At 69.4% G+C, this 25,771-nt stretch carries 22 protein-coding genes; 9 read left to right on the top strand and 13 right to left on the bottom strand.

Going from position 1 to position 25,771, the window contains the following annotated elements; translation table 11 throughout:
• Positions 1 to 16 precede the first annotated feature (16 nt).
• The 5 genes from ACZ5MC_RS12175 to mgtE all read right to left on the bottom strand — a co-directional run bounded on the left by ACZ5MC_RS12175 (position 17) and on the right by mgtE (position 5,336).
• Positions 17 to 1,429 carry an NAD(P)(+) transhydrogenase (Re/Si-specific) subunit beta gene (locus ACZ5MC_RS12175; RefSeq protein WP_373432563.1) on the bottom strand — a complete coding sequence of 471 codons (1,413 nt, stop codon included), beginning with the start codon at positions 1,427 to 1,429 and terminating at the stop codon, positions 17 to 19.
• A 2-nt stretch (positions 1,430 to 1,431) separates the two neighbouring features.
• Positions 1,432 to 1,713 carry an NAD(P) transhydrogenase subunit alpha part 2 gene (locus ACZ5MC_RS12170; RefSeq protein ID WP_373432562.1) on the bottom strand — a complete coding sequence of 94 codons (282 nt, stop codon included), beginning with the start codon at positions 1,711 to 1,713 and terminating at the stop codon, positions 1,432 to 1,434.
• A gap of 20 nt (positions 1,714 to 1,733) precedes the next feature.
• Positions 1,734 to 2,873, bottom strand: a complete 1,140-nt coding sequence (locus ACZ5MC_RS12165; RefSeq protein WP_306600694.1) for a Re/Si-specific NAD(P)(+) transhydrogenase subunit alpha — start codon at positions 2,871 to 2,873, stop codon at positions 1,734 to 1,736.
• A 59-nt stretch (positions 2,874 to 2,932) separates the two neighbouring features.
• The gene (locus ACZ5MC_RS12160; protein ID WP_306600693.1) at positions 2,933 to 3,754 is read right to left on the bottom strand and encodes an ATP-binding protein; all 822 of its coding nucleotides are present in this window, start codon (positions 3,752 to 3,754) and stop codon (positions 2,933 to 2,935) included.
• Positions 3,755 to 3,947: 193 nt separating this feature from the next.
• Positions 3,948 to 5,336, bottom strand: a complete 1,389-nt coding sequence (gene mgtE, locus ACZ5MC_RS12155; RefSeq protein WP_306600692.1) for a magnesium transporter — start codon at positions 5,334 to 5,336, stop codon at positions 3,948 to 3,950.
• Positions 5,337 to 5,416: 80 nt separating this feature from the next.
• Here mgtE and ettA point away from each other — a divergent pair, with 80 nt between their 5' ends.
• The 3 genes from ettA (at position 5,417) to tnpA (ending at position 8,298) form a co-directional block, all read left to right on the top strand.
• Entirely contained in the window at positions 5,417 to 7,099 is a 1,683-nt protein-coding gene (gene ettA / locus ACZ5MC_RS12150; protein ID WP_306600691.1) for an energy-dependent translational throttle protein EttA, read from the top strand.
• Between the two features lie 58 nt (positions 7,100 to 7,157).
• Positions 7,158 to 7,751 carry a methylated-DNA--[protein]-cysteine S-methyltransferase gene (locus ACZ5MC_RS12145; protein WP_306600690.1) on the top strand — a complete coding sequence of 198 codons (594 nt, stop codon included), beginning with the start codon at positions 7,158 to 7,160 and terminating at the stop codon, positions 7,749 to 7,751.
• A 115-nt stretch (positions 7,752 to 7,866) separates the two neighbouring features.
• Positions 7,867 to 8,298: an IS200/IS605 family transposase gene (gene tnpA / locus ACZ5MC_RS12140; RefSeq protein WP_306600627.1), complete on the top strand. Its 432-nt coding sequence runs from the start codon at positions 7,867 to 7,869 to the stop codon at positions 8,296 to 8,298.
• 110 nt (positions 8,299 to 8,408) lie between these two features.
• Here tnpA and ACZ5MC_RS12135 read toward each other — a convergent pair whose 3' ends face one another.
• The 3 genes from ACZ5MC_RS12135 to ACZ5MC_RS12125 form a co-directional block, all read right to left on the bottom strand.
• On the bottom strand, positions 8,409 to 10,814 hold the full coding sequence (locus ACZ5MC_RS12135; protein WP_464515934.1) for a S9 family peptidase: 2,406 nt from the start codon (positions 10,812 to 10,814) through the stop codon (positions 8,409 to 8,411).
• Between the two features lie 118 nt (positions 10,815 to 10,932).
• Complete coding sequence (locus ACZ5MC_RS12130; RefSeq protein WP_464515933.1) at positions 10,933 to 12,459, bottom strand: M14 family metallopeptidase; 1,527 nt, start codon at positions 12,457 to 12,459, stop codon at positions 10,933 to 10,935.
• 80 nt (positions 12,460 to 12,539) lie between these two features.
• Positions 12,540 to 13,607 carry a hypothetical protein gene (locus ACZ5MC_RS12125; protein ID WP_464515932.1) on the bottom strand — a complete coding sequence of 356 codons (1,068 nt, stop codon included), beginning with the start codon at positions 13,605 to 13,607 and terminating at the stop codon, positions 12,540 to 12,542.
• 74 nt (positions 13,608 to 13,681) lie between these two features.
• On the opposite strand from ACZ5MC_RS12125, the gene ACZ5MC_RS12120 reads away from it, so the two are divergent.
• From ACZ5MC_RS12120 to ACZ5MC_RS12105, 4 genes are all read left to right on the top strand, one after another.
• Positions 13,682 to 14,326 (top strand): SOS response-associated peptidase, encoded by a 645-nt coding sequence (locus tag ACZ5MC_RS12120; RefSeq protein WP_464515931.1) that lies wholly within the window; start codon positions 13,682 to 13,684, stop codon positions 14,324 to 14,326.
• Positions 14,319 to 14,846, top strand: a complete 528-nt coding sequence (locus tag ACZ5MC_RS12115) for a hypothetical protein (protein ID WP_306600685.1) — start codon at positions 14,319 to 14,321, stop codon at positions 14,844 to 14,846. Before ACZ5MC_RS12120 ends, ACZ5MC_RS12115 begins: the two co-directional genes overlap by 8 nt.
• A 67-nt stretch (positions 14,847 to 14,913) precedes the next feature.
• Positions 14,914 to 15,648 carry a GNAT family N-acetyltransferase gene (locus ACZ5MC_RS12110; protein WP_464515930.1) on the top strand — a complete coding sequence of 245 codons (735 nt, stop codon included), beginning with the start codon at positions 14,914 to 14,916 and terminating at the stop codon, positions 15,646 to 15,648.
• Positions 15,649 to 15,742: 94 nt separating this feature from the next.
• A complete protein-coding gene (locus ACZ5MC_RS12105) occupies positions 15,743 to 16,042 on the top strand; it encodes a PIN domain-containing protein (RefSeq protein ID WP_306600682.1) in 300 nt (99 codons plus the stop codon).
• Between the two features lie 328 nt (positions 16,043 to 16,370).
• Here the strand turns inward: ACZ5MC_RS12105 and ACZ5MC_RS12100 are convergent, their stop codons facing one another.
• From ACZ5MC_RS12100 to ACZ5MC_RS12085, 4 genes are all read right to left on the bottom strand, one after another.
• Complete coding sequence (locus tag ACZ5MC_RS12100) at positions 16,371 to 17,945, bottom strand: DHA2 family efflux MFS transporter permease subunit (protein ID WP_306600681.1); 1,575 nt, start codon at positions 17,943 to 17,945, stop codon at positions 16,371 to 16,373.
• A 10-nt stretch (positions 17,946 to 17,955) separates the two neighbouring features.
• A complete protein-coding gene (locus tag ACZ5MC_RS12095) occupies positions 17,956 to 19,041 on the bottom strand; it encodes an HlyD family secretion protein (protein WP_306600680.1) in 1,086 nt (361 codons plus the stop codon).
• A complete protein-coding gene (locus tag ACZ5MC_RS12090) occupies positions 19,041 to 20,657 on the bottom strand; it encodes a TolC family protein (RefSeq protein ID WP_306600679.1) in 1,617 nt (538 codons plus the stop codon). The genes ACZ5MC_RS12095 and ACZ5MC_RS12090 overlap by 1 nt, the downstream gene beginning before the upstream one ends.
• A gap of 143 nt (positions 20,658 to 20,800) precedes the next feature.
• Positions 20,801 to 22,843: a sigma 54-interacting transcriptional regulator gene (locus ACZ5MC_RS12085; protein WP_464515929.1), complete on the bottom strand. Its 2,043-nt coding sequence runs from the start codon at positions 22,841 to 22,843 to the stop codon at positions 20,801 to 20,803.
• A 123-nt stretch (positions 22,844 to 22,966) separates the two neighbouring features.
• Here ACZ5MC_RS12085 and ACZ5MC_RS12080 point away from each other — a divergent pair, with 123 nt between their 5' ends.
• Together ACZ5MC_RS12080 and ACZ5MC_RS12075 are read left to right on the top strand one after the other, a co-directional pair.
• Entirely contained in the window at positions 22,967 to 23,548 is a 582-nt protein-coding gene (locus ACZ5MC_RS12080; protein WP_306600677.1) for an outer membrane beta-barrel protein, read from the top strand.
• A gap of 411 nt (positions 23,549 to 23,959) precedes the next feature.
• A complete protein-coding gene (locus ACZ5MC_RS12075) occupies positions 23,960 to 25,345 on the top strand; it encodes a sigma-54 interaction domain-containing protein (protein ID WP_306600676.1) in 1,386 nt (461 codons plus the stop codon).
• On the opposite strand, the gene ACZ5MC_RS12070 is transcribed toward ACZ5MC_RS12075, so the two are convergent.
• Positions 25,335 to 25,586, bottom strand: coding sequence for a FitA-like ribbon-helix-helix domain-containing protein (locus ACZ5MC_RS12070; RefSeq protein WP_306600675.1), 252 nt, complete (start codon positions 25,584 to 25,586; stop codon positions 25,335 to 25,337). The genes ACZ5MC_RS12075 and ACZ5MC_RS12070 overlap by 11 nt on opposite strands.
• Between the last annotated feature and the right edge of the window lie 185 nt (positions 25,587 to 25,771).

Here is a 25,771-nt window from a genome sequence, read left to right as displayed (position 1 = left end):
GCGCGGCCGGCAACCGCTAGTGCCCTTCTCCGCTGAGCTGCCGCCCCAGCTCCCCCACCACGGTCTTGGCGTCCCCGAAGAGCATGAACGTCTTGTCCAGGAAGTAGAGGCTGTTGTCGATGCCCGCGAAGCCGGGGTTCTTGGATCGCTTGATGGCATAGACCGTCCGGGCCCGGTCGGCGTCAATGATGGGCATGCCGTAGATGGGGCTGGCCTTGTCCGTGCGGGCGGCCGGGTTCACCACGTCGTTGGCGCCGATGATGAGGGCCACATCGGCTTGGGGCATATCGCCGTTGATGTCGTCCATTTCAAGCAGATCGTCATAGGGGATCTCGGCCTCGGCCAGGAGCACGTTCATGTGCCCGGGCATGCGCCCGGCCACCGGGTGGATGGCGAACTTGACCGTGACCCCGCGTTTCTTGAGCAGGTCATACAGTTCCCGCACCTTGTGCTGGGCCTGGGCCACGGCCATGCCGTAGCCGGGCACGATCACCACCAGGTCCGCCTGGGCCATGACCTGGGCGGCGCTCTCCACGGTGTCCTCCTTGTAGGTCCGGGCCGCGTCCCCGGCGGCGCTCTGCTGCGTCTGGCCGAAGGCCCCGAAGAGGACGTTGGTGAAGGACCGGTTCATGGCCTTGCACATGATGATCGAGAGGATCAGGCCCGAACTGCCGTCCAGGGCGCCGGCGGTGATGAGGAGCTTGTTGTTAAGCACGAAGCCCATGGCCACCGCGGACAGGCCCGCGTACGAATTCAGGATGGAGATGACCGTGGGCATGTCCGCCCCGCCGATGGGCAGGATGAGCAGCACCCCGAAGGCCAGGGACAGGACCAGCAGCCCCCCGAAGGCCGCGGGGGCCCAGGGGGCCAGCGGGTGCAGCACCAGGGCCATGCCCAAGGCCAGGGCCAGGGCGAAGAGCGCCAGGTTGATGACGTTCTGGAAGGGGTAGGTGACGGGCCGCTGGGGGATCCACGCCACCTCCTGGAGCTTGCCCGCCGCCAGCAGGGAGCCGGTGAGGGTGAGGAAGCCCAGCAGCACCTCGGCCACCAGGGCCGTGACGATGAAGGGGGTGAGGGCGGCCCCGTTGCGCTCGCCGTAGTACAGGAAGAACTTCCCCGTGCCCACGAGGCCCGCGGCCATGCCTCCGAAGGCGTGGCTCAGGGCGGTCCGCTGGGGCACGGCGGTGAGCGGCACCTGGGCCAGGGGGTAGCCCACCGCCGCACCCAGCACGAAGGCGCCGAGGATCCACCAATAATGGGTGCCGCCCGTGGCCAGCACCCCCGCGAGGGTGCCCCCCACCGCCAGGGCCATGGCCGCGACGCCGGCCAGGACGCCCTTGCGCGCGGATTCCGGGTCGCTCATCCACCGCAGGGACAGGATGAACAGGGCGGTGCCCGCCAGGTACATGAGCTGGACGAGGGACTCCAGGTTCACTTGGCGCCCTCCCGCTTCTTGAACATCTTCAGCATGCGGTCCGTGATGAGGAAGCCGCTGACGATGTTCGTGGTGGAGCAGAAGATGGCCGCCAGGCCCAGGGCCGTGACCCACCAGGGCTGGTGGGAGCCGGCCGAGACGATGATGGCGCCCACCACCGCGATGGCGGAGATGGCGTTGGTCAGGCTCATGAGCGGCGTGTGCAGGAGCCGGGACACGCGCTGGATGGACATGAGGCCGATGAAGGTGGCCAGCATGAACACGAAGAGCGCGCCCATGATGTCGACGGGGCCGTGGGTCACGGGTGGCTCCTTTCAAGGGCCTGGAGGGTGGGGCCGTGGACGATCTCGCCATCCCGGGTGACCACGCAGCCCTTCTGGATGTCGTCCTCCCGGTCCAGGCGCAGGCTCCCGGCGTCCTTGTCCCAGAAGGCCAGGACGAAGTTGAGGAGGTTGCGGGCGAAGAGGGTGCTGGCGGCCCGGGGCAGGGTGGAAGGCAGGTTGAGGGGGGCCAGGATCCGCACCCCGTGGGCCGTCACGGTCTCCCCGGGCCGGCTCAGGGTGCAGTTGCCGCCGCCGTCGGCCCCCAGGTCCACGATCACCGACCCGGGCTTCATGGTGGCCACGATGGCCTCGTCCAGGAGCCTGGGCGCGAAGACGCCCCCGATGAGCGCGGTGGTGACCACCACGTCCATGCCCGCGCAGTGTCCGGCCAGCATGCGGGCCTGGAGGGCCTTGTCCTCCGCGGACAATTCCGCTGCGTACCCTCCGCCGGCGTGGGCCTTCACGTCGATGCCCACGTACTTGCCGCCCACGGACTCGATCTGCTCGCGCACCTCGGGGCGCACGTCGGTGGCGCTGACGCTGGCCCCCAGGCGCCGGGCGGTGGCGATGGCCTGCAGCCCGGCCACGCCCGCCCCGATGACGAAGACCTTGGCCTGGGGCGTGGTGCCCGCGGCGGTCATGAACATCGGGAAGTAGCCCGGGAACTCAGCCGCGCCCAGCAGCACGCCCTTGTAGCCCGTGATGTTGGCCTGGCTGGAGAGGGTGTCCATGGCCTGGGCCCGGGTGGTGCGGGGGATGCAGTCGGTGGAGAAGGCCGTCACGCCCCGGGCCGCCAGCCGCTGCATGGCGTCCAGGTGCCGGGTGGGGAAGAGGGAGGCCAGGAGGATCGCGCCGGGCTTCAGGAGGTCGGCCTCGAGGGCGCCGCCGGGGCGCTCCATGGGGGCGTTGACCTTCAGGACCAGGTCCGCGTCCCAGGGATCGCCGAGCGTCGCCCCCGCCTGGCGGTAGGCCTCGTCCGGGAAGAAGGCCCGCTCCCCGGCGCCCGGCTCGACGGCCACCTCGGCCCCGGCCTGCACCAGCTTCCGGCAGGACTCGGGGTCCAGCGCGACCCGGTTCTCACCGGGCCGGACCTCGACTGGGACGGCGATCTTCATGGAGCCTCCGCGACTTCCGAATGATACGCGGACTCATGTTCACCGGAAAAGGGGGCGGATCAGGCGACCCAGTCCTCTTTTCGGATTTCCCCGTCGACGCCGACCACCACCACCTTGAGGGGCACCCGGCGCTTCGCCGCCTGGGCCGCCACCTGGGCGCAGCGCAGGAGGCCGCCGCAGCAGGGCACCTCCATGATCATGACGGTGATGGTGTTCACCTGGGCCTCGTCGATGAGGGCCGTGAGCTTGGCGACGTAGGATTCCTGGTTGGTGTCCAGCTTGGGGCAGGCGATGGCCACCTTCTTGCCGGGCAGCCACTTCTGGTTGAAGTCGGGCAGGGCGAAGGCCACGCAGTCGGCGGCCAGGAGCAGGTCGGCCTTGTGGAAGACCGGGTTCATGGGCGAGATGAGGTGCATCTGCACGGGCCAGTGGCTGAGCTGGCTCTGGAGGCCCTCGGCCGGGGCGGGGGCCGCGGCGCGTTCGAGGTTGCGGGGGGCGGAACCGGGACAGCCCATGGGTTTCTCCTTGTACGGGGGGATGGCGACCTGGAGCTCGGCCAGGTAGGCCTCGGCTTCCTTGAGGTAGGCGGTCTGGGCGTGGTGGTGGAGGTGTTTGAGGTGGGCCTTGAGGGTGTTGGGTCCCTTGGGCAGGATGTTGTCGATGGTCTTTCGCTCGTCGTACGGGGCGGCCTCCCGGGTCTCCACCTCGATGGCCCCCTGGGGGCACTCGCCGATGCAGGCCCCGAGCCCGTCGCAGGTGATCTCGCTCACCAGGCGGGCCTTGCCGTCGATGATCTGCAGGGCCCCTTCGGGGCAGCCGTCGGCGCAAAGGCCGCAGCCGTCACACAGGTCCTCGTCGATGCGGATGATCTGGCGTTCCATGGCGTCTCCCGGGGACCAAGCATGACGGGCGCGCGGGAACGGCGCCTTGATCTGGATCAAGACTTATTCGATTTTCACCTGCGCGGCCGTTTTGGGCCGGCGTGGGCGACAGGCGGTGCTCCGCCTGTCCACAACGGAGGCGTGGCTGTCGAGATTTCAGCAAGCCCTGGGACTTCAACTGCAGAATCCATGCTCAGAGGATGGTCCCCTTGAGGATCATGGAGGCCACCTGGAAGTAGATCACCAGCCCCGTGACGTCCACCAGCGTCGCGACGAAGGGGGCCGAGCTCGTCGCCGGGTCGAAGCCGAAGCGGCGCAGCAGGAAGGGCAGCATGCTCCCGGCCAGGGTGCCGAAGAGCACCACCCCGGTCAGGCTCATCCAGACGGTGAGGGCCACCAGGATGTAGTTGTGGCCGTAGTTCGCGAGGCCCATGCGCTGCCAGATCACGATCCGGGTGAAGCCGATCGCGCCCAGGCCGCCGCCCAGGGCGAGCCCTGAAAACAGCTCCCGGCGGAAGACCCGGATCCAGTCCCTCAGCTTGAGCTCCTGCAGGGCCAGGGCCCGGATGATCAGGGAGGTGGCCTGGGACCCGGAATTGCCCCCGGTGCTGATGATCAGCGGCACGAACAGGGCCAGCACCACCGCCTTGGCGATCTCCTTCTCGTAGTGGCCCATGGCCGTCGCCGTGAGCATCTCCCCCAGGAACAGCACCGCCAGCCACCCGCCGCGCTTGCGGACCATGGCCCAGAAGCCGGAATCGGCGTAGGGCATGTCCAGGGCCTCGACGCCGCCCATCTTCTGGATGTCCCGGGTGGCCCGGGCCTCGGCCACGTCCACCACGTCGTCGATGGTGATGATGCCCAGCATCTGCTGGGCCTGGTCCACCACCGGCAGGGCGACCCGGTCGTACTTCTCGAAGGCCTGCAGGACCTCCCCCACGGGCGCGGTGTCGAGCAGGGCCACCAGGCCCGGGTCGGTGATATCGGTGACCAGCATGGCCGGGTCGGCCAGGACCAGTGACCCCAGCCTCAGGTCCTCCACCAGCCTGCCGTCCTCGTCGACGATGTAGATGACATTCAGGGTTTCCTTGCCCCGGCCCGTGGTGCGGATGGCCTCCAGGGCCTCCCGGGCCGTCATGCCGGGCAGGATCGAGGCATACTGCGGCGTCATGTAGCGTCCGGCCGTGTTGTCCTTGTAGCTGAGCAGGGCCAGGCCCTGCTTCAGTTCCGATGCGGGAAGGCGACCGAGCAGTGTGTGCGCGACGGGCAGGGGCAGCTTGGCCAGCAGCTGGGTCCGGTCGTCCGGCGGCAGCGCGCCCACCAGCTGCGCCAGCTGCTCCGGGGCGGTCTTCCTGAGGATTCGACGTTGCTGGAAGGTGGGCAGGTAGGCGAAGATCTCGCCCTGGCGCTTTCCCAGGAGCCGGAGAAGGAGGATCTCCTGGGACGCGCCCACGCCCTCCAGGAGTTCGGCCACGTCCGCGGGGTGCAGCGCATCCAGGGCCCGCCTGAGGCGGTACCAGCGTCCCGCGTCCATGAGCCTGCGGAGCTCCGGGGCGGTCAGGGTGTCCTTTGTCTCCGCCATGTGCTCTCCCTCAATGGGTTTGGAACCATGAAGCCATTCAGGGCCGCCCCTGGCTTATGATGGACGCTGGAGAACCACGTATGGCCAAGCGCACCACCGATCAGCCCGAAATCATCTATTCCATGATGCGGGTGAGCAAATTCTACAACAACAAACCCGTCATCAAGGACATCTCCCTGTCCTACTTCTACGGCGCCAAGATCGGCGTCCTGGGCCTGAACGGCTCGGGCAAGTCCACGGTGCTGCGCATCATGGCGGGCGTGGACCAGGACTTCAACGGCGAGGCGGTGCTGAGCAAAGGCTACACCACCGGCCTCCTGGAGCAGGAGCCCAAGCTCGACGACACCAAGACCGTGCGCGAGATCGTGGAGGAGGGCGCCGCGGTGAAGGTTGCCCTGCTGCGCGAGTACAACGAGATCAGCGAGCTCTTCGGGGAGCCCGACGCGGACATGGATGCCCTCCTGGCCCGCCAGGGCGCGCTGCAGGACCAGATCGACACCCTGGACTGCTGGGACCTGGACGCCCAGCTGGAGCAGGCCATGGACGCCCTGCGCTGCCCGGACCCGGAGACCTCCATCAGCGTCCTCTCCGGGGGCGAGCGAAGGCGGGTGGCCCTGTGCCGGCTCCTCATCCAGCAGCCCGACATCCTGCTCCTGGACGAGCCCACCAACCACCTGGACGCCGAGAGCGTGGCCTGGCTAGAGCTGCACCTGCAGCGCTACGAGGGCACCGTCATCGCCATCACCCACGACCGGTACTTCCTGGACCACGTGGCCGAGTGGATCCTCGAGCTGGACGGCGGCCGGGGCATCCCCTGGAAGGGCAACTACTCCAGCTGGCTGGAGCAGAAGCAGGAGCGCCTGGCCCAGGAGGAGAAGTCCGACAAGGCCCGCCAGAAGACCCTGGAGCGCGAGCTGGAGTGGATCCGCATGTCCCCCAAGGGCCAGCACGCCAAGAGCAAGGCCCGCATCTCCAGCTTCGAGAACCTGCTCAGCCAGGAGAACGTCCAGCGGGAGAAGGACCTGGAGATCTTCATCCCCGCCGGCCCCCGGCTGGGCGACCTGGTGGCCGAGCTCACCGGCGTCAGCAAGGCCTACGGCGAGAAGGTGCTCTTCGAGGACCTCACCTTCGCCATCCCCAGGGGCGGCATCCTGGGCGTCATCGGCGCCAACGGCGCGGGCAAGACCACCCTGTTCCGCATGCTCGCGGGCCAGGAGGCCCCCGACGCCGGCTCCATCCGCATCGGGGAGACCGTGAAGATGGCCGTGGTGGACCAGCTGCGCCAGGGCCTGGACCCCGACAAGAGCGTGTACGAGGCCGTCACCGGCGGCTCCGACATGATCGAGATGGGCGGCAAGCTCGTCAACGGCCGGGCCTGGATGTCCAAGTTCGGCTTCTCGGGCGAGTCCCAGACCAAGAAGGTGCGCGAGCTATCCGGCGGCCAGCAGAACCGCCTGAACCTGGCCCTCACCCTCAAGAGCGGCGCCAACGTGCTGTTCTTCGACGAGCCCACCAACGACCTGGACGTCAACACCATGCGCGCCCTGGAGGAGGCCATCGAGGCCTTCGCGGGTTCGGCCGTGATCATCAGCCACGACCGCTGGTTCCTGGACCGCCTGGCCACCCACATCCTGGCCTTCGAAGGCGACAGCCGGGTGGAGTTCTTCGACGGGAACTACTCCCAGTACGAAGCCTACCGCCGCGAGCAGCTGGGCCTGGACGCGGGGCCGCACCGCATCCACTACCGGAAGCTTACGCGCTAGATTTCGCCGTGCGCGGGGCCGCCCGGTGCGTATGTTCAAGGTTACGAGGAGCCTACCCGTGGCAGCACCCCCCATCCCCTTCCACCATTACCTCCACAGCCCCCTGGGCTGGATCGGCGTTGGGCTGGCGGACGGGGGGAAGATCGGCCGCCTGGAGGTCCTGCCCGAATCCGAGGACACCCTCATCCTCACGCCCCGGAACCGCCGGGAGCCGCGGGTTCTGGATTTCCTCAAGAGCCAGCTGGACGGATACTTCCGCCGGACCCTGCGCACCTTCAACCTGCCCATCCACCTGGCGGGCGATGCCCTGGAACAGCGCGTGTGGGCGGAGACGCTCCTGCTGGGGTTCGGCCAGTGCGTGAGCCTCAAGGTCCTGGCCGAGCGGATGCAAGCAACCGAACAGGCCAACGCCGTCGCCGCCGCCCTGCGGGCCAGCCCCGTGGCCATCCTGGTTCCCACCCACCGGGTGCTGGGCTGGGAGGAGGCCGGCAAGCTGCCGCCCTGGATCCGTTTCCTCAGGAACCTGGAGGACATCGTCCCCGGCGAATCCACCGGCCTCACCGCCGCCTCGCTGCCCACCACGGCCCAGGAACTGGCCCGGGCCACCGCGCAGGCCCCTTCGGTCACGCTGCGGACCCAGGGTAAACGCTAGCAAAACCAGGAGACCCCCCGGCTCTGCCGGGGTGGCAGTAGAAGTTTGACATTTCAGGGAGTCCATCCTGGAATCTCCGATTGTGAGCCGCCAAGCACACGAAAGGAGGTCCAAGATGGACTCGTCGGAAAGTCTAAGCCACTCCCGGTGGGAGTGTAAGTACCACGTGGTGTTTATCCCAAAATGTCGAAGAAAGACGCTCTACGAGAAGTTACGACCACATCTGGGTGAGGTGTTCCGGCAACTGGCCGCGCAGAAGGAATGCCGGATCGAGGAGGGGCACCTCATGGCCGATCACGTCCATATTCTGATTTCGATTCCGCCAAAGTATGCCGTGGCGCAGGTGATCGGGTTCATCAAGGGTAAGAGCGCGATTCACCTCGCCCGCGTGTATGGGGAGAGGAAGCGCAACTTTGTAGGCCAGAACTTCTGGGCGCGCGGCTACTTCGTATCGACAGTGGGCCGAGATGAGACGGTCGTGCGCGAATACATCCGAAAACAGGAAAAGGAGGACGAGCGATTTGAGCAACTGTCCCTGTTTCGCTGACCAGGCACCTCCAAGGTGCCCATCCTATGATTCGGGGCCGCGTTAGCGACCCCGACCAGCCGCTTTGAGCGGCTCACGTTTTAAACCCCCCGGCTCTGCCGGGGGATGTCTTAGTTTCGGCCTTTGACGTAGGTCTCCAGCCACTGGTCCTGCTCCCAGAGCATGTGCAGGACGTTCTCCCGGGCGGCGTAGCTGTGCGACTCCAGGGGCAGCAGCACCAGCCGCGCCCTGCCGCCCAGGCCCTTGATGGCCTGGAAGAGGCGTTCGCTCTGCAGGGTGAACGTGCCCGGATTGTTGTCGGCGTCGCCGTGGATGAGGAGGATGGGCGCCTTGATCTGCCCGGCCGCGTCGAAGGGCGACATGGCGTGGTAGACCCCCGGAGCCTGCCAGTAGGTGCGCTCCTCGGCCTGGAAGCCGAAGGGCGTGAGCGTGCGGTTGTAGGCGCCGCTGCGGGCGATGCCGGCGGCGAAGAGATCGGAGTGGGCCAGGAGGTTGGCCACCATGAAGGCGCCGTACGAATGCCCCATGCAGGCCACGCGCCTGCGGTCGCCCACCCCCAGGCGGTCCAGCTCGTCGATGGCCGCCTTGGCGTTGGCCACCAGCTGCTCGATGTAGGTGTCGTTGGGTTCCGCGGCGCCCTGGCCGACGATGGGGAACCTGGCGTTCTCGAGCACCGCGTAGCCGCGCAGGGTCCAGTAGAGCGGCATGGACCAGCGGGGGGCGGAGAAGAGGTTGGGGGATTCCTTCACCTGGCCGGCGTTGGCGGCGTCCTTGAACTCGGTGGGGTAGGCCTCCATGAGCACGGGAAGGCGCCCGTCCCGCGCGGGATCGTAGCCGGCGGGCAGGTGCAGGACGGCGCTGAGGTCCACGCCGTCGGCGCGCTTGTAGTGGAGCGTCGTGCGGGAGACGCCCGCCAGGGCCTTGTATGGATTCTCGGTGTGCGTGAGGGGCTGCAGGGAGGGCTTCTTCCCGAGGGTGCGCAGGTTCAGGTCGGGGAAGCGCGCGGGTCCCTGGATCTGCGTGAGGAGCCGGGAGGGGTCCAGCACGCGCACGATGTGCTCGTACGTGGTGGCGCCGTCGGCCTGCCAGAGCCGCTCCGCCTTGCCCGTGGCCGGGTCGTAGGCGTCCAGGAAGGGGCGGTTGCCCTTGGGTCCGCAGCCCTCGCCCTCGAGGAAGAGGCGCTTGCGGTCCTGGCTGAAGAGCAGCGTCATGCGGTTGAAGGCGTTGCGGGCGGTGACGAAGTCGCCGGGGTCCCCGTAGGCGTCCTCGGAGGAGCGCTCGAAGAGCAGCCTCCCCGGGCCGCCCCGGGACGGGTCCACCAGGCTCGTGCGGGCGCGGCGGGTCTTCCACCAGCTCTCCACGGCGATGGCGGTGTGATCGTCGCCCCACACGATTTCGTGGAGGCGGTACTTCGCCTGGAAGACCAGGGCGGGCGCGCCCGTGAAGGGCTCGCGGAGCTGGTACGCGTGGTCGCGGAGGGGCACGTCCCGGGAAGGCGCGCCGCCGTCCTGGGCCTCGGTCCACGCCACGGTGGCCGCCTCGTCCTCGCGCCACTGGAACCGCCGGCGCCCCGCCTCGCAGGCGTCGAAGTCCACGGGGATCCGGTCCTGGAGACCCCGTTGCGCCAGGGTGGCCACCGGCGCTCCGGAGGCCGTGACGATGCGCACGGTGGCGGGGAAGCGGCTTTCGGGGAACAGATAGGAGAAGGGCCGCACGAGCTCGGTCACCAGGAGGAAGGCGCCGCCGGGGGCGGGCAGGATGCCGCGGTAGAGGGCCGGAGGCAGCACGCCGGAGCTCCTGCCCTCCAGGTCCACGCGCTGGATGCGGGTGGTGGCGTAGTAGGCGAAGCGGGCCTCGTCCGCGGGGGAGTGGAGCAGGTCCTGGTAGGTGCGCGAAGGCGCGCGCACGCCGGTGGCCTCCTGGACGGCGGGGCCCAGGGGCAGGGCGGAGCCTTCGGGGCAGGGGTCCAGGGTCGGCCGCACGCGGACGTAGAGCCCCGCGCCGTCCGGGCTCCACGCGAAGGGCGCGCCCAGCACCGCGCTCAGCACGGGTTCCGTGAGGCGCCGGGCCCGGCCCGTCGTGGTGTCCACGGTCCAGAGCGCCAGGCCCGCGGCCTGGACCTTCACCAGGGCCAGGTGGGCGCCGGTGGGGGAGAACGCGGGATGCTCGAAGCGCAGGTCCGCCGGCAGGCCCGTGACGGGAATGGCCCTGCCCGTGGCCACCTCGCGCAGCTCCAGGCCGCGCAGGGTCCTTGTGCGCGACAGGTTGTGGGTGCGGGGATTGATGCGGAGTCCCGCCAGGCGCAGTTCGGGCTGGGCGAGGTCCTCGAGGGTCAGCAGGGCGGGGCGCTTGACCAGGGCCAGCACCCGGGCCCGGGGATCCACCAGGGCCGAGGGCGGCGTCTCCACGTCCACCAGATCCTGGATCACCTTGGGGGGCGTGCGGAAGGCGAGGGGAGCCTGGGCCGAGGCGGGAAGGAGGGCCGCCAGGGCCAGGACGAGCCGGATCGAGGTCATGGGTGCTCCGGGGACAAGGCTCCACTGTCCCATCGGCGGCCCTGGAAAGCCAGCACCCGCTGCTCCTGCGGCGAACCCTTGCCCTTGATGAGGAAACCCGGTTTCCCCCGCACCCCGGTCAGGGCAGATCCCCCTCCACCCGCCAGATGGGCAGCTCCGCACCCTGGGCCGGGACGGGAATGAGGCCGTTCTCCACCGCGCCGTCGTCGCTCCCGGGCTCGCACAGGTAGACCGCGATGGCGCCCATGGGCTGGTCCGTGCGCACCAGGACGGAGCCGGCCGGGGCGATGCGGGCGGTCCGGCGCCAGGACACGGACAGCTCGCCCACCTTGGCGGCCTCCAGGATGGCCCGGCCGGTCTGGGCGCCCAGGCCCTCCACGGTGGGCACGTCCACGTCGTAGGTGCCCGAGGGCGTCTCCACGGCGAGACCGTGGCCCTTGAGCGCCTCGCCCACGCCGGCGGGCACCAGGTAGGCCCGGGGCCGCGGCACCACGAGGCTGCCCACGAAGCGGGACAGGTGGGGCAGGACGATGGAGCTGGGCTCGCCCTCCAGGGTGCGGGGGGTGCGGGTGAGGATGGTGACGGGGGCCTTGGCGCGTTCGAGGCGGTAGCGCACGGCGATGCGGTCCCTGGGGGCGCGGCAGGAGGCCACGGTCTGCACCACGTCGTCCCGGTGGGCGGCCACGAAGCGCAGGGTCTCGAGCATGAAGGCGTAGGCGGTGCGCACCCGCTCCTCGAAGGTGATGTAGGAGTAGCACTCCAGCAGGAGGTCCATGCGGCTGGTGAGGCCCCGGTAGTTGCTGCCGAAGCGGGGGTGGTGGGGGTAGGTCATCCAGCCTTCGCGCACCGGGGAGCGCGGATCGGCGTCGCCGTCGGCGTCCAGCACCCGCTCGTCCTCCACGAAGTTGCCGTACCAGCCCGCGTCCAGGCCGTGGTTGGCCTTGAGGGCGGCGGTGACCGGGGGCAGGAGGACCTCGCGCATGTAGTCGATGGGTTCGGCGCGGCCGCTCTCGATGGTGTGGGGGATGTCGTAGGTCATGGAGAAGCGGTGCACGGACCCGTTGGTGGCGTGGTTGTCGATGGTGAGGTCCGGTTCCCATTCCTGGCACACCCGGGTCTGGAGCAGGCGCATCTCCAGGGTCTCCTGGCGCATGTAGTCGCGGTTGAGGTTGATGCCCGAGCCGTTCACCCGGGTGCCCACGCCGCTGTCGGGGCCCAGCTGCCCGGTGAGCTTGGGGAGGTGCAGCCTGCGGTTCCCCGGCTCGATGGCGTCGTTGCCGTCGGGGTTGAAGAGCGGCGCCACGACGAGCGTGACTTCCGCCAGCAGGTCTCCGCCGTGCGTTCCGTCCAGCAGGTCCCGGACCAGCATCAGGCAGCCCTCCTTGCCCTCCACCTCGCCCGCGTGGATCCCGCTGATCACAAGCACCACCGGCAGCCCCAGGGCCCGGGCCTCCATGGGCGTCGTGACGGCGTGGGACGAGAGCACCAGCAGCGGCAGCTCGCGCCCCTGGGGGCTGGCCCCGAAGGAGGTCACGTGGAGCCGCCGGTCCCCCCGGGCCGAGAGCCCCGCGATGAAGGCCATGACGTCGGCGTGGCGGGAGGTCTCCTCGTAGCGGGTTGCTTCGGCGCGGGTGAGCAGCGGCATGGGTGACTCCGGAGGGTGTGGCATTGTCCTCCGCCCGGAGGCCCCTGTCCATATGGGGAATCATGAGGAAAAAACAGCCTTCAGCCTCCCCCCCTGTCCAGCCAGGCCACGGCCCTCCACGCCAGCCAGCTCCCCATCGCCCGCCCCGAGCTCGACGCCAGCTTCTGCACCGCGACCCGGGGAAAGATGGCCCTGGGAAACGCGCAGGCATAGAACCGGATCGTGGACGCCATGTAGGACAGCGCCGAGGTCAGGCCCAGGCCCGCCAGCAGGGTCAGGCACGCGCCCGGTCCGCAGCGGGGGAAGGCCACCAGGAGTCCCAGGAGCGCGATGCTCCCCCCCAGGCCCACGGCGTACGAGCTCCGGTCCCCCAGCGGTCCAAGGCCGTTCCTGAACGCGAGGGTGCCGAAGGCGTGGGCGTAGGCCTCGACGGCCAGCAGCACCCCGATCCACTCCTTGGGCAGGGAGCACGCCTGGGAAAGGCGGTAGGGGATCAGGGCGTTGGCCAGGTTGATCACCGTGAAATTGAGGGCGATCAGGCCCATGCCGGCCAGGGCGGCCAGGGGGGGCCCCTCCTCCAGGGGCGCCGCGGGGTCGGGGGGATCCGGGTCCGCCCAGGCCAGGGCGATGGCCGCGGACAGGGCGACGATGGCCACGCCGGCCAGGGCCACCAGCACCCGCGCGGGCACCGCCGCCCGGGGGGTGCCCGCCACGGCCCCCCCCACCAGGAAGCCCGAACCCACGCCCAGGGCCTTGGTGAAGCTGAACCAGGAGATCCGGCTGCGCAGCTCGGGGGGATGGCTGGACCGCACCGCCATGCGCATGGCGGCCACCTCGGTGCCGGCCATGCCCACGCCCAGGGCCAGGGCGAAGGCCCCGTAGACCCAGGGCGGGGCCGCCAGGCGCAGGCCGAAGAGGCCGAGCAGGAGGACCCCGCACAGGGCGTCCGACACCCAGGCCAGCGTGAGGACCTTGGGCACGGCCGCGGGCCGGTAGATCACCCAGGCCACCACCAGGATCGCGCCCAGCCCCAGCAGGGGGGTGCTCTTCAGGATGGCGGCGTTGCGGTGCCAGAGGAGCGGGGCGGTGGCCACGAAGAAGATGTTCGCGAACCGCAGGAGCAGGGTTAGGACGTTGACGGAGGGCATGGCGGCACGATTCAGGCTCGAGCCTCACCGATGGCACCGGGGGCCCCAAGGTTCCCCTGGGGTAGAATCGGGGCATGTGCGGCCGCTACGCCCTCTCCTCCCCCATCGAGTCCCTGGAAGCCCAGTTCGAGGCCGAGGCCCAGGCGCTGCTCCAGCCGCGGTACAACATCGCCCCCACCACGCCGGTGCCGGTGGTGCGCAACGGCGCCGCGGGCCGGGTCATCGTCCTGCAGCAGTGGGGGCTGATCCCCGCCTGGTCGAAGGACCTCTCCATGGGCGCGCGCATGGCCAACGCCCGGGCCGAGACCGTGGCGGACAAGCCCAGCTTCCGCGCGCCCTTCAAGCGCAGCCGCTGCATCGTCCCCGCCGACGCCTTCTACGAGTGGCGCGCCGGAACCCCCAGGCAGCCCTTCGCCATCCGCGCCGCCGGGGGCGGCCTGCTGGCCTTCGCGGGCCTGTGGGACCGCTGGGAAGGGCCGTCGGGGGTCCTGGAGACCTGCACCATCATCACCACCACCGCCAACGGGGCCATGGCCCCCATCCACGACCGCATGCCGGTGATCCTGGCGCGGGAGGACTACGGCCGGTGGCTGGACGAGGGGGGGACGGCGCTGCTGCGCCCGTGCCCCGACGCCTGGCTCGAGGTGCGCCCCGTGGGGCCCCGGGTGGGCAACGTGCGCAACGACGACCCCTCCCTCCTGGAGCCCCTGGATGCCTAGCCACCCGCGCGAATGGATCTACATCGGCCTCATCGTGGCCGCCCTCTTCGGCCTCCACGGGATCCGCCGGATCTTCTGGGTGTTTTCGCTGCTGGTGCTGCCGGGGACCTTCGCCCACGAGGCCCTCCACTACGTCTTCGGCATCCTCCTCAACGGCGGGCCGGTGGGCTTCAACCTCCTGCCCCGGCGGGAGGGGACGGGATGGGCCATGGGCTCGGTGAGCTTCACCCACATAAGGTGGTACAACGCCTTCTTCATCGGCATGGCCCCGCTGCTCCTGCTGCCTGCGGCCTACGCCCTGGTGGTCTGGCGGCTGCGGGGCGTGCCGGTGTTCGGGTGGCGGGAGGCGCTGGCCGTGTACGTCATCGCAAACCTCATCTATGCGGCGCTGCCGTCCTGGCAGGACGTGCGGATCGCGGCGCGGTCCCCCATCGGCTGGCTCCTGCTGGCGGCGGGGCTCGGCTGGGGCTGGCACGCGCTGCAGGTGGGGGCGCCGCCGGTCCAGGCCCAGGCCAGATAGCGGAACCGCGAGAGCGGACGGCGCATCCATGGAATCCCGCGCCCGCGGGCCTTTCCTTGGATTCACCATGAAAGACCTTCAAATGTGGAACCTGGTGGAGTCGACCCTCGGCATGTCCTCCGTGCCGGGCTGGGAGGTGCTCCAGGAGCAGGACCTCCTGCTCCTGAAGTCCCCGGCGCGCAGGCCCCTCCTCAACCTCGCCTGGGGCCCGGTGACGGCGCGGTCCCTCGAGGTGTGCGAGGCCTTCTTCGCGGGCCGGCCCTGGAGCTGGATGCTCAAGGAGGGCCAGGAGCTGGCCCGGCTCCTGGAGGCGGGCTTCCACGCCACGGAACCCTCCAGGGAGATGGTGCTGGACCTGTCCAGCGCCGGCTTCGACGCCCCGGCCCCCTCCATCCGGGTGCAGCCCGTGGCCTCGGCCCGCGCCATGCGTGCCTGGACGGAGATCCTGGGGGAGGCCTTCGACACGCCCCCGGCCGACCTGGAGGAATTCTTCGGGCCCCTGGTGAAGACCCCCGGCCACGTCCCCTTCCTGGCCACCTGGCGGGGCCTGCCCGCGGCCACGGCCGGCGTCTTCCTGGGGGCCACGGGCGCGGGGATCTACGCCGTGGCCACCCGGCCTCCCTTCCGCCGCAAGGGCCTGGGCAGGGCCCTGGTGCAGGCCTGCCTGCGCGAGGCGCGCCGGGCGGAACTGCGCAGGGCGGTGCTGTACGCCTCGGTGATGGGGCTGGGGCTCTACGAGAAGGCCGGGTTCCGGACGGAGCAGGCCTTCAGCGAATACTGCACGCCGGGGTATCCCCATTGACGGATGTCTCCCGAAAGGCATCCTTGTCCTACCGCGGTAATGGCTTACCATCCAGTGCGCCGCGGCGGACGGCTGCCAGCGGAACGGCGGCGCCTTGTGGGTTCCGCAGGTCGTCCTCGTGGAGACCGTGTGGGTCCTGTCCACGTCCTGCCGCCGCACCCGCAAGGAGATCCTGGGCGTCCTCGAGGCGCTCCTGGGCAACGCCGACCTCCACCTCCAGGACGAGGCCATCGTCAGCGCCGCGGTGGCGTCGTTCAAGGCCTCCAAGGCGGACTTCTCCGACTGCCTCGCGCTGGAGACCGCCAGGGCAAACGGCCACGTGCCATGGGCGGCCTTCGACGGGAACCTCCTGAAACTGCCGGACACGACCCAGCCGAAGGCTCCCGCGCACTGACACGTGTAGCATTTCAGTCCAGTGCCGACCCGTACCGTTCCCCTCATCCGGGAGGAGGTGCGTTCACTCCGGGCGGGAGCCTCACTTTGTTTATCATTTCTCGGCGATCCTCGGCTTCTCGGCGCCTCGGCGAAAGGCTTTTTGCTGAATCTGCCTCAAGGATTGGGCCATGAGTGAACAGTCCAGCAAGGTGTGGAAAAGGACTTATCGCCGAGGCGCCGAGGAGCCGAGGATCGCCGAGAAAAGCAAAAGCAGGATCGCCCCACATCAGGTAATCAGAACCCCGGCGAGGGACGGAATTGTGAAAGATCTTTCTGACGGCCTACGGTCAGTGATCCATCACCACAGGCTTCTTCCCCGCCATGGTCCTGCGCATCAGGAAGATCAGCGGCAGCAGCGCGAAGCACAGGATCCCCATGATCCAGAACGCGTCCGAGAACGCCATCATCGCCGCCTGCCGCTGGAGCAGGCCGTAGGCCATGCCCTGCGCCTGGTGCGCGGCGTCGGGGCCCGAGGAACCCTTGGCCACCAGCACGTGGCTGGCGCTGTTCAGGAAGCCCTGGTAGGCCAGGCTGGCGGGGTGGAGGTTGGCCACGAGGCTGGCCTGGTGCACCTGGCTGCGCCGCGAGAGGATCGTGCTCACCAGGGCGATGCCCGTGGACCCGCCGATGTTGCGCACGAGGTTCATCATGCCGGTGGCGTAGCTGGTCTTTTCCAGGGGGACGTTCTGGAAGGCGGTGACGTTCATGGGCACGAAGAGGAACGCCAGGCCGAAGCTCTGGAGGCACCGGGAATACATGGCGGTGTCGAAGGGCACCTGCAGGTTGAACCGCGACATCCACAGGAGCCCGGCGCCGCAGGTGGTGAAGCCCGCGGCGATGAGGATCCGGGTGTCGAACTTGCGCAGCAGCATGGCCACCACCGGCATCATCAGGAGGATCACCACCCCGCCGGGGCTGAGGATCCAGCCGCTGAGGCTGGCGGTGTAGCCCAAAAGGGTCTGCAGGAAGATGGGCAGGAGCGCCAGGCTGCCGTAGAGCACGAAGCCCAGCACGAAGAGCATCACGGTGGACACCGCGAAGTTGCGGTCCTTGAGCAGGCGCAGGTCCAGGATGGGGTGGTCCTTCCTGAGAAGGTAGAACACGACGCCCACCAGGCACACCACGGCCAGCACGGCGCAGACGAGGATGAGGTTCGAGGCGAACCAGTCCCGCCGCTGGCCTTCGTCCAGGACGATCTCCAGCGCCGCCAGGCCCAGGGTGAGGATGCCGATGCCCAGGTAGTCGACCTTGAAGCCTTCCTTGATCGACATGCGCTTGAGGGTCGGGGGATCGTGCACCATCCGGTAGGTGAGGAACAGCGACAGGATGCCCACCGGGATGTTGATGAGAAAGATCCAGTGCCAGCTGTAGTTGTCGGTGATCCATCCGCCCAGCACGGGTCCGACGATGGGGGCCAGCACCACGCCCATTCCGTACAGGGCCATGGCCGCGCCACGCTTCTCGTGGGGGAAGCTCTCCACCAGGATGGCCTGGGACGTGGGCTGCAGGGCGCCGCCGCCCAGGCCCTGCATGATGCGGAAAAAGATCAGCCAGGGCAGGCTGGGCGCGAGGCCGCAGAGCATGCTGGAGACCGTGAAGATCCCCACGCAGGTCATGTAGAAGCGCTTGCGCCCGAAGAGCCCGCCCAGGTAGCCGCCCAGGGGCAGCACCACGGCGTTGGCCACCAGGTACGAGGTGAGCACCCAGGTGGCCTCGTCCACCGTGGCCGAGAGGTTGCCCGCGATGTGGGGCAGGGCCACGTTGGCCACGGAGGTGTCCAGCACTTCCATGAAGGTGGCGATCATCACCACGAGGGCGATGAGCCACGGGTTTACGGCCCGGTGCCGCGTTTCCGTCGTCATGTGCGGGGCCTCAGCGGGTGAGGATGGTGGCGTCGACGTTCATGCCGGGGCGCAGCGTGACGTTGGCGGCGTCCTTGGCGTCCAGCTTGATCTTCACGGGGATGCGCTGGACGACCTTGACGAAGTTGCCCACGGCGTTCTCGGGGGGCAGCAGGGACAGGCGGGATCCCGTGGAGGCGGCGATGGAATCCACGGTCCCGTGGAGGACGATGCCGTTCATGTCCACCGTGACCTCGGCCTCCATGCCGGCGCGGACCTTGCGCAGCTGGGTCTCCTTGAAGTTGGCGGTGATCCAGGTCTGGTGCAGCGGCACGAGGGTGAGCAGCCCCTGGCCGGGCTGGATGATCTGGCCCAGCTCCACGGACTTGCGGGTGACCACGCCGTCCACGGGGGCGGTGATGCGGGTGTAGGAGAGCTGGAGCTCCAGGGCTTCCAGGTTCGCCTTGGCGGCGAGGATGCCGGCCTTGGCCTGGACGGTCCTGGCCTCCTGGGCGCCCAGCCCGGCGCGGCGGATGTCGGACTCCTGGCGGACGCTGGCGAGGCGGCGCTCCGCGGCCTTGTACTGGCTGTCGGCCACCTCGAAGCGGTTCCTGTAGGCGTCGAAGGCCTGGGCGGAGATCTCCTGGCGCTCGGCCAGGGGACGGGTGCGCTCCAGGTCGGCCTTGGCCGTGGCCAGGGTGGAACGGCTCGCCTCCAGGTTGGCCTCGGCCACCTGCAGGTCCGAGCTGCGGGCCTGGTCGTACGAACTGCGCGCCTTGTCGGTGTCGGCGTGGGACGAGACCACCTGGGCCTCGGCCTGGGCGAGGGCGGCCCGGGCCTGGTCCACGCGGGCCTGCAGGTCCCGGGCGTCCAGCTGCACCAGGACGTCCCCGGCCTTCACGGCCTGGTTGTCCTCCACCAGGACCTTCTCCACGCTGCCGTTGACCTTGCAGGAGACGGGCACGAGGTGGCCGTCGACCTGGGCGTCGTCGGTGGAGACGCGGTCCCGGTAGTGCCACCCCATGCCGCCGGCCACCAGCACGGCGAGGACGCCGGCGGTCATGAGCGCCATGCGGGTGCGGTCCTTCTTGGGGGTCTGTTCGGTCGTCTCGCTCATTATCGGCTCCGTTTTCCGGCGAAGAGGGGTTCCAGCTGGCCCATGGCCTTGGCCAGGTCCGCGCGGGACTGGTTGAGGCGCCAAAGGGCGTTGATGCGGTTGTCTTCCGCCCGGGCCAGCTCGTCCTGGGCGTTGATGACCTCGATGTTGTTGCTCACGCCGGCTTCGAAGCGGTGGCGGGACTGGACCAGGGCCTCCTGGGCCAGGCCCACGGCCTGGGTGGCGACGTCCACCTCGCTGCGGGCCGAGTCCATCTCGGCCTGGGCCACCTGGACCTCGAGGCCGACCTGGGCCCGGATCTCCTTGCGCTCCTCGGCGACCCGGTCCAGCTCGAGCTTGGCCTTGGCGGTCTGGGCGGAGATCCTGCCGCCGGTGAACAGCGGCACCTTGACCCCCAGGCCCACGGTGTAGGTGGGCACCCAGGGCTGGCTGGGGGACAGGCCCATGGACGCGTAGGACCCCGTGACCACCAGGGAGGGCAGGCGCAGGCTGCGGGCCGAATCGCGAAGGCTCATGGCGGCCTGCTCCCGGGCGTCCAGGGCCGCCACCTCGGGCCGCTGGGCGAGGCCCTGGCCGTAGGCCTCCTGGAAGGTGAAGGCCGCGGCTTCGGGAGCCGTGAGGGGATCCGTGAGCACGATGTTCGTGGAGGGCTCCAGGTCCAGGAGCTTGACCAGCCCGAACTGGGCGGTGCGGACCTGGGTCTGGGCCTGGATGAGCCGCTGGCGCTCGTTCTGCACCTGCACCTGGGCCCGGAGGGTGTCCAGCTTCGTGCCCAGCCCGTTCTTCTGCTGGTCCTCGGCGAGCTTCTCCAGGGCGCCGGCCAGCTCCACCCGGCTCCGGGCGGCCTTCACGGATTCCGCGGCCCGCTGGGTGCGCAGGTACTGGCCCACCACCAGGGCGGCGATGCCTTCCCGCGCCACCCGGGACTGGGCCTTCGCTGAGGCCTCGCCGTGGCGGCTGGCCGTCCAGCGCTGGTAGAGGCTCAGGTCGAACAGCGGGGCCTCGGCGCGGATGCCCACCTGGCCCGCGTTGAAGGGCCCCACCACGTCGGGTCCGCCCGGGCTGGGGATGCCCAGGAAGGAGTCCAGGTTCTGCTTGGTGCGGCTGTAGGCCGCCACCCCTTCGACGGAAGGCATCAGGGCCGACGCCGCCAGGCGCCGGTCGTCCTGGCTCTGGGCGATGTTGAGGAGCGACTTGTGGATCTCGGGGTTGCGGGTGAGGGCCTGGTCCAGGGCCTGGGCCAGGCTCAGGGGCACGGCGGGTTCCGCGGCGGCCAGGGCCCCGGCGGCGGCCAGCCCCAGCAGGGGCAGCCACAGGAAGCGCACGCCCGCGGCGCCCAGTTCCCCGCCGTTCAGGATGGACTGGATGATGGGGCCCACGTAGCAGCCCGAGCCCACCAGCCCGGCGCCTTCGCCGTGGATGCGGGCCAGCAGCTCGCGGCCGGCCTCGTCGATGAAGGCCACGCCCTGCATGTCCAGCACCGCCCTGGCGGGATCGGTGCGCCCCTGCCAGCTGCTCCAGGCCTGGGCCAGTTCGGCCACCCATGGGCCGGCCAACTTGCCTTCCAGAACCAGGGTGAGTCCGGTGTCCTGGTCCCTGGGTGTGATTCGAAGCATGGAAACCTCCGTCCGTTCAGACGGTTGCCGGATTCATGCCGAAAGGTAACATTCAAATATATCAATAAAAAGATTCCACCTGCCGACGAAGTGCCGAAAATAAGTGCCGATATATCGGCACACTGCCCATATATCGGCACTCTTCAGATGCCCAGCTTGCGCATGCGGCTCTGCAGGGTGGTGCGCTTCATGCCCAGGCGCGCCGCGGCGCCGTCCGGGCCTCCCACCTTGCCGTGGCAGGCCTCGAGGATCTTGAGGATGTGGGCGCGGTCGGCCTCCTCCAACGTCGCGGCCGGGGCTGGGGCCGGCCGGGCCGTCTCCAGCTCGGCGAAGGGGATCTCCAGCTCCCTGCCGCGGCTGAGGATGACGGAGCGCTCGATGAAGTTCTCCAGCTCCCGGATGTTGCCGGGCCAGTCCCAGGCCACCAGCTTCTCCAGGGCCCGGGTGGGGATGGACTCGATGGGGCGGTGCATGCGCTGGGCGAACTTCTGGGTGAAGTACCGCACCAGGGTGGGGATGTCCTCCTTGCGCTCGCGCAGGGGCGGGACGCGGATGGGGAAGACGTTGAGGCGGTAGAAGAGGTCCGCGCGGAATTCCCGGGCCTCCACCATGGCCGTCAGGTCGCGGTTGGTGGCCGCGATGAGGCGCAGGTCCACCTTGCGGGGCCGGGTTCCCCCCACCCGCTCGAACTCGCGCTCCTGGAGGGCCCGGAGCAGCTTGGGCTGGAGCTCCAGGGGGAGGTCGCCGATCTCGTCCAGGAAGAGCGTGCCCTGGTGGGCCAGCTCCAGGCGCCCGGTCTTCTGCGCGATGGCGCCGGTGAAGGCCCCCTTCTCGTGGCCGAACAGCTCGCTCTCCACCAGGCCCGCCGGGATGGACGCGCAGTTGATCTGCACGAAGCCCCGCTCGGCCCGCGGACTCAGGGAGTGGATGGCCCGGGCCATGAGCTCCTTGCCCGTGCCCGTCTCGCCCAGCAGCAGCACCGTGGCGTCCGACGGGGCCACCGTCTCCACCTGGCGCAGCACCTTCTGGAGGGAGGGGCTGCGTCCCACGATCTCCATGCCGAAGTCCTTGTCCATCTCCTCCTGCAGGTAGAGGTTCTCCTGGGCCAGCTGGTCCCGGAGGGTCTGGATCTCCTCGTAGGCGAAGGCGTTGTCCAGGGCGACGGCCACCTGGGCCGTCACCCGGCCCAGCAGGTCCACCGTGGCCTCCGGGAAGGCGTCCCCCCTGCGGCTCAGGAAGGAGAGCACGCCCATCACCCGGCTGCGGGACACCAGCGGGATGCAGCACATGGTGGCCAGGCCCTCGCCCTTCACCAGCACCTGGGGGATGGGCCCCTCGAAGGCGTCCAGCTCGGCCCGGGTGAACACCAGCGCCCGGCGCAGGTCCATGGCCCGCTGGCTGGGCCCGTTCCGGACGGTGAAGACCTGGTTCTCCTGCATGTGGCCGCGGTTGGTGGGGTAGTCCAGGAACCGGAGGAGGGGTTCGGCCTCGTCCTGGACGAGCACCAGCGCGATGCCGTCGAAGGAGAAGCGCTCGCGCAGGCTCCTGGAGATGGCCTGGAAGAGGTCCCGGGGATCGCGGTGCTCCACCAGCTCGTTGGTGATCTGGAGCAGGATGCGCTGCTGGTCGCGCTCCAGCGTGAGGCTCGCGTTGAGCTCGTCCATCTGGCGCAGGCGCAGGATCTTCACCGTGAAGGAGGCCACGAACTTCGCGAGGTGGACCAGGTAGGCCGGCCCCGCCTCCCGGAACGCGGCCGGCGCGCGGCTGGACAGGGCCAGGCCCCCCACGAGCTGCTCCGGAGTGCGCAGCGGCAGGAGGACGAAGGACCTGAAGCCGCGGTCCCGCAGGGCCTTCCCCGATCCGCCTCCGGTCCCGTCCGGATCCCAGAGATCCGTCTGGAGGTTGCGCGTGAGTTCCACCAGGTCGGGCATCGGCTCCACCCGGGCGAGGAAGCCGTCCTGTCCCAGCTCCGCCGCCCAGGCGGTCTCGGGCCGGTCCTCCCCGGGGTCCCCCAGCCACAGCGCCATGCGGTGGACGGGCAGGGACTTCTGCAGCACCCGGAACAGGGCCGGCCCCAGCGTGCCCAGGTCCCTGCACGGACCCAGTTCCGCGGCCGCGTCCAGGAGCTGGGCGAGCCTCGGGGGATCCATGTCCCGGAAGGTCCGGGCGGGGGCGTTCACGTTCACCCGAGGATCATACCAGCCCGCCGGGAGCGGCACCGGAACCCCGCGGCGGGTCCCGGCACACCTGCTCTGTGGCCGGACCCGAGCCCGGGAGGCCGCGAACGCAACCTTTGCCGTGGAGACACCATGTCGCTCCGTCCGCGTATGCTCCTTCTCGCGCCGTTCCTGGCCGCGGCGCCCCTGGCGGCGGCCGAGGCCTCCTTCGGCGGCCAGATCCACCTCGCCAAGCCGCTGGGCGCCTTCTCCGACTCCGGGCGCCTGGACAACAGGCTGGGATTCGGTCTGGGGATCCAGGCCCCCGTCGACTTCGGCGCCGGCCACATTCTGAGGCCCAAGCTCGACTACCTGGCCTTCAGCCGTGGCGGCGGGGACCGCCGCTACAAGGCCGACTCCCTGCTGCTCATGGCCGACTACACCTACTTCGTGGCGGAGGAGGCGGAAGGCGGATACCTCATCGCGGGGCTGGGCTTCCACTCAACCCGCCTGGACGCGGCGAAGACCTTCGGTCCCGTCACGGCCAGGGGCAGGAAGACCCACAACGGGCTGGCCTACAACGTGGGGCTGGGTTACGCCTTCAACAGGAACGTCGGGATGGAGGTGAAGTACCTGGGCATGGACATGGGGGAGCTGGGCTACAACCTTCCGGGCGCCTACGACGCCGGGTTCATGGCGAACGCCATTGTCGGGACCCTGAGCTTCAGGTTCTAGGGGCAATACGGGCGGCACGGCATGGCCGAACGACGAGAAACACCCCCGGATGGACAGGGATTGGCGAACGCCATCCCCTTCATCCTGCACATCTGCGTCCATCCCTGTTCCGCAGGGCCGATGCCGGGATGGGTCGACTTTGAAAGTAAATAGGGCTCAGACCCATCCCTGCGCTGGCCCTGCGTAACGGGTTGAATTGGATTTTCGCGAAAGGGCAGGATAAAGACTGGGTGGTCAAAGCCTGAGCCGGATGAACAGACATGGCTTTGGGTTGGCCGACACGCCCTGCGCCTTAAGGGGCGCCGGGTCGGGGTGGAAGTCAAACCGGACATCGCCTTCGAGGGCCCGCGGGCCCCGAAGCATACCGGATCGACCTTCTGGCGGGGGATGCGATAATACCGCCTGACCCCCATGGCCAAACTCCTCTCGATCTTCCAGGACTTCACCCTCCTCAAGCAGAAGGCGACCCAGCTGGTCTTCGACTGCTTCGACGAGCTGGCCGAGGGCTGCCTGGTCGTGGACAAGGACGTCCGGGTCGTCATGATCAGCGAGCGGTACGCGGCCAACCTGGGCGTGGACCCCGCCGCGGTCCTGGGACAGGAGATCGAGACCTTCCTGCCCAACAGCCTCATGCGCCAGGTGGTGGAGACGGGAAAGCCCATCCTCCTTGAGATCTTCGAGGCCCAGGAGCACGCCATGGTCGTCTCCCGCATGCCCATCCGGGACGAGGACGGATCGGTCGCCGGGGCCATGGCCTTCGCGCTCTACAGCGACCTGGAGCCCCTCAAGCCCTTCAACGACCGCCTGAACCACCTCCAGACGGAACTGGCCCACGCCCACAAGAAGCTCGCGGAGGCCCGGCGCTCCCGGTTCACCTTCTCCTCCTTCATCGGCACCAGCCCCGGGACCATGGAGACCAAGCGCCTGGCCCGGCGCGCCGCGTTCCTGAAGGCCCCGGTGCTCCTGCGGGGGGAGACGGGCACGGGCAAGGAACTTCTGGCCCACGCCATCCACGCCGGAGGCCCCAGGGCCGAGGGCCCCTTCGTCACGGTGAACGTCGCCGCCATCCCGGACACCCTGCTGGAGGCCGAGTTCTTCGGCGTGGCTCCGGGCGCCTATACCGGCGCGGACCGCAAGCCCCGGGCGGGGAAGTTCGAGCTTGCCCACGGCGGCACCCTCTTCCTCGACGAGATCGGCGACATGCCCCTGGCCCTCCAGGGCAAGCTGCTGCGGGTCCTCCAGGACCAGGAATTCGAGCCCCTGGGCTCCAACCGCGTCGTCCGCGTGGACGTGCGCATCATGGCCGCCACCAACCGCGACCTCGCGGCCATGGTCAAGGCCGGGACCTTCCGCAAGGACCTCTTCTACCGCCTGGACGTGCTGAGCATCCCCGTTCCGCCCCTCCGCGAGCGCATGGGGGATCTGGAGACCCTGTGCGAGCACCTCCTCGAAAAGATCGGCCACAAGAACGGCACCCTCTGCCAGGAACTGAGCCCCGCCGCCATGGAGCTTCTGGAACGCCATGCCTGGCCCGGCAACGTGCGGGAACTGGAGAACGTCCTGGAAAGGGCCATGCTGAACACCGATGCCCACACCCTGGAGCCGTCGGATTTCCAGGAGCTCGGGGGGGAACCGGCCGCCGGAGCCTCGACCCTGGCCGGCGCCGCCTTTGAGGCTGAACGCCGCGCCCTGGAAGCGGCCCTGGAGGCCTGCCACGGCAACGTCGCCCAGGCCGCCCGGAGGCTGGGGATCGGGAGGACCACCTTCTACAGGCGGCTGAACGCGTTCAGGCGGTAGCGTCGGGCCACATGTCGCTCATGTAGCGCTGCAGGAGCCCCACGGAATCGAGCTCCTCGCCGTCGTCCATGACGGGCAGGTTCTGGCCCCAGCCCCGGAGGGCCTCCACCTCGTCCACGGCCGCGGCGTGCTCCAGGATCGCCTTGGCCTCGGTCTGGACGTTCCAGCCGTGCAGGGTCGCGCGGATCCGCAGGCAATCGATGGATTCTTCCTTCACATCCTGGATGAGCAGCTGGGTCATGGTCACCTCCGCATGGAACTCGAGCTCCTGTGAGCATCGGGTGTGCCAATTCGTTAAGCCGTTTATTAAGATCAATAGCATTCAACCCGATCGTCCCGATGTTCCGGCCGCGGAACGGTCCCGGCCCCCCTCCGGAGGCCGGATCCTCGCCGCGGCGGCCGGGTCCCGGGTCCGGATCCCCGGCG

This window comes from Mesoterricola sp. JemC181 (genome assembly GCF_055384585.1).
The sequence above is the reverse complement of the archived record's forward strand: the minus strand, read 5'-3'. Positions and strand labels throughout refer to the sequence as shown.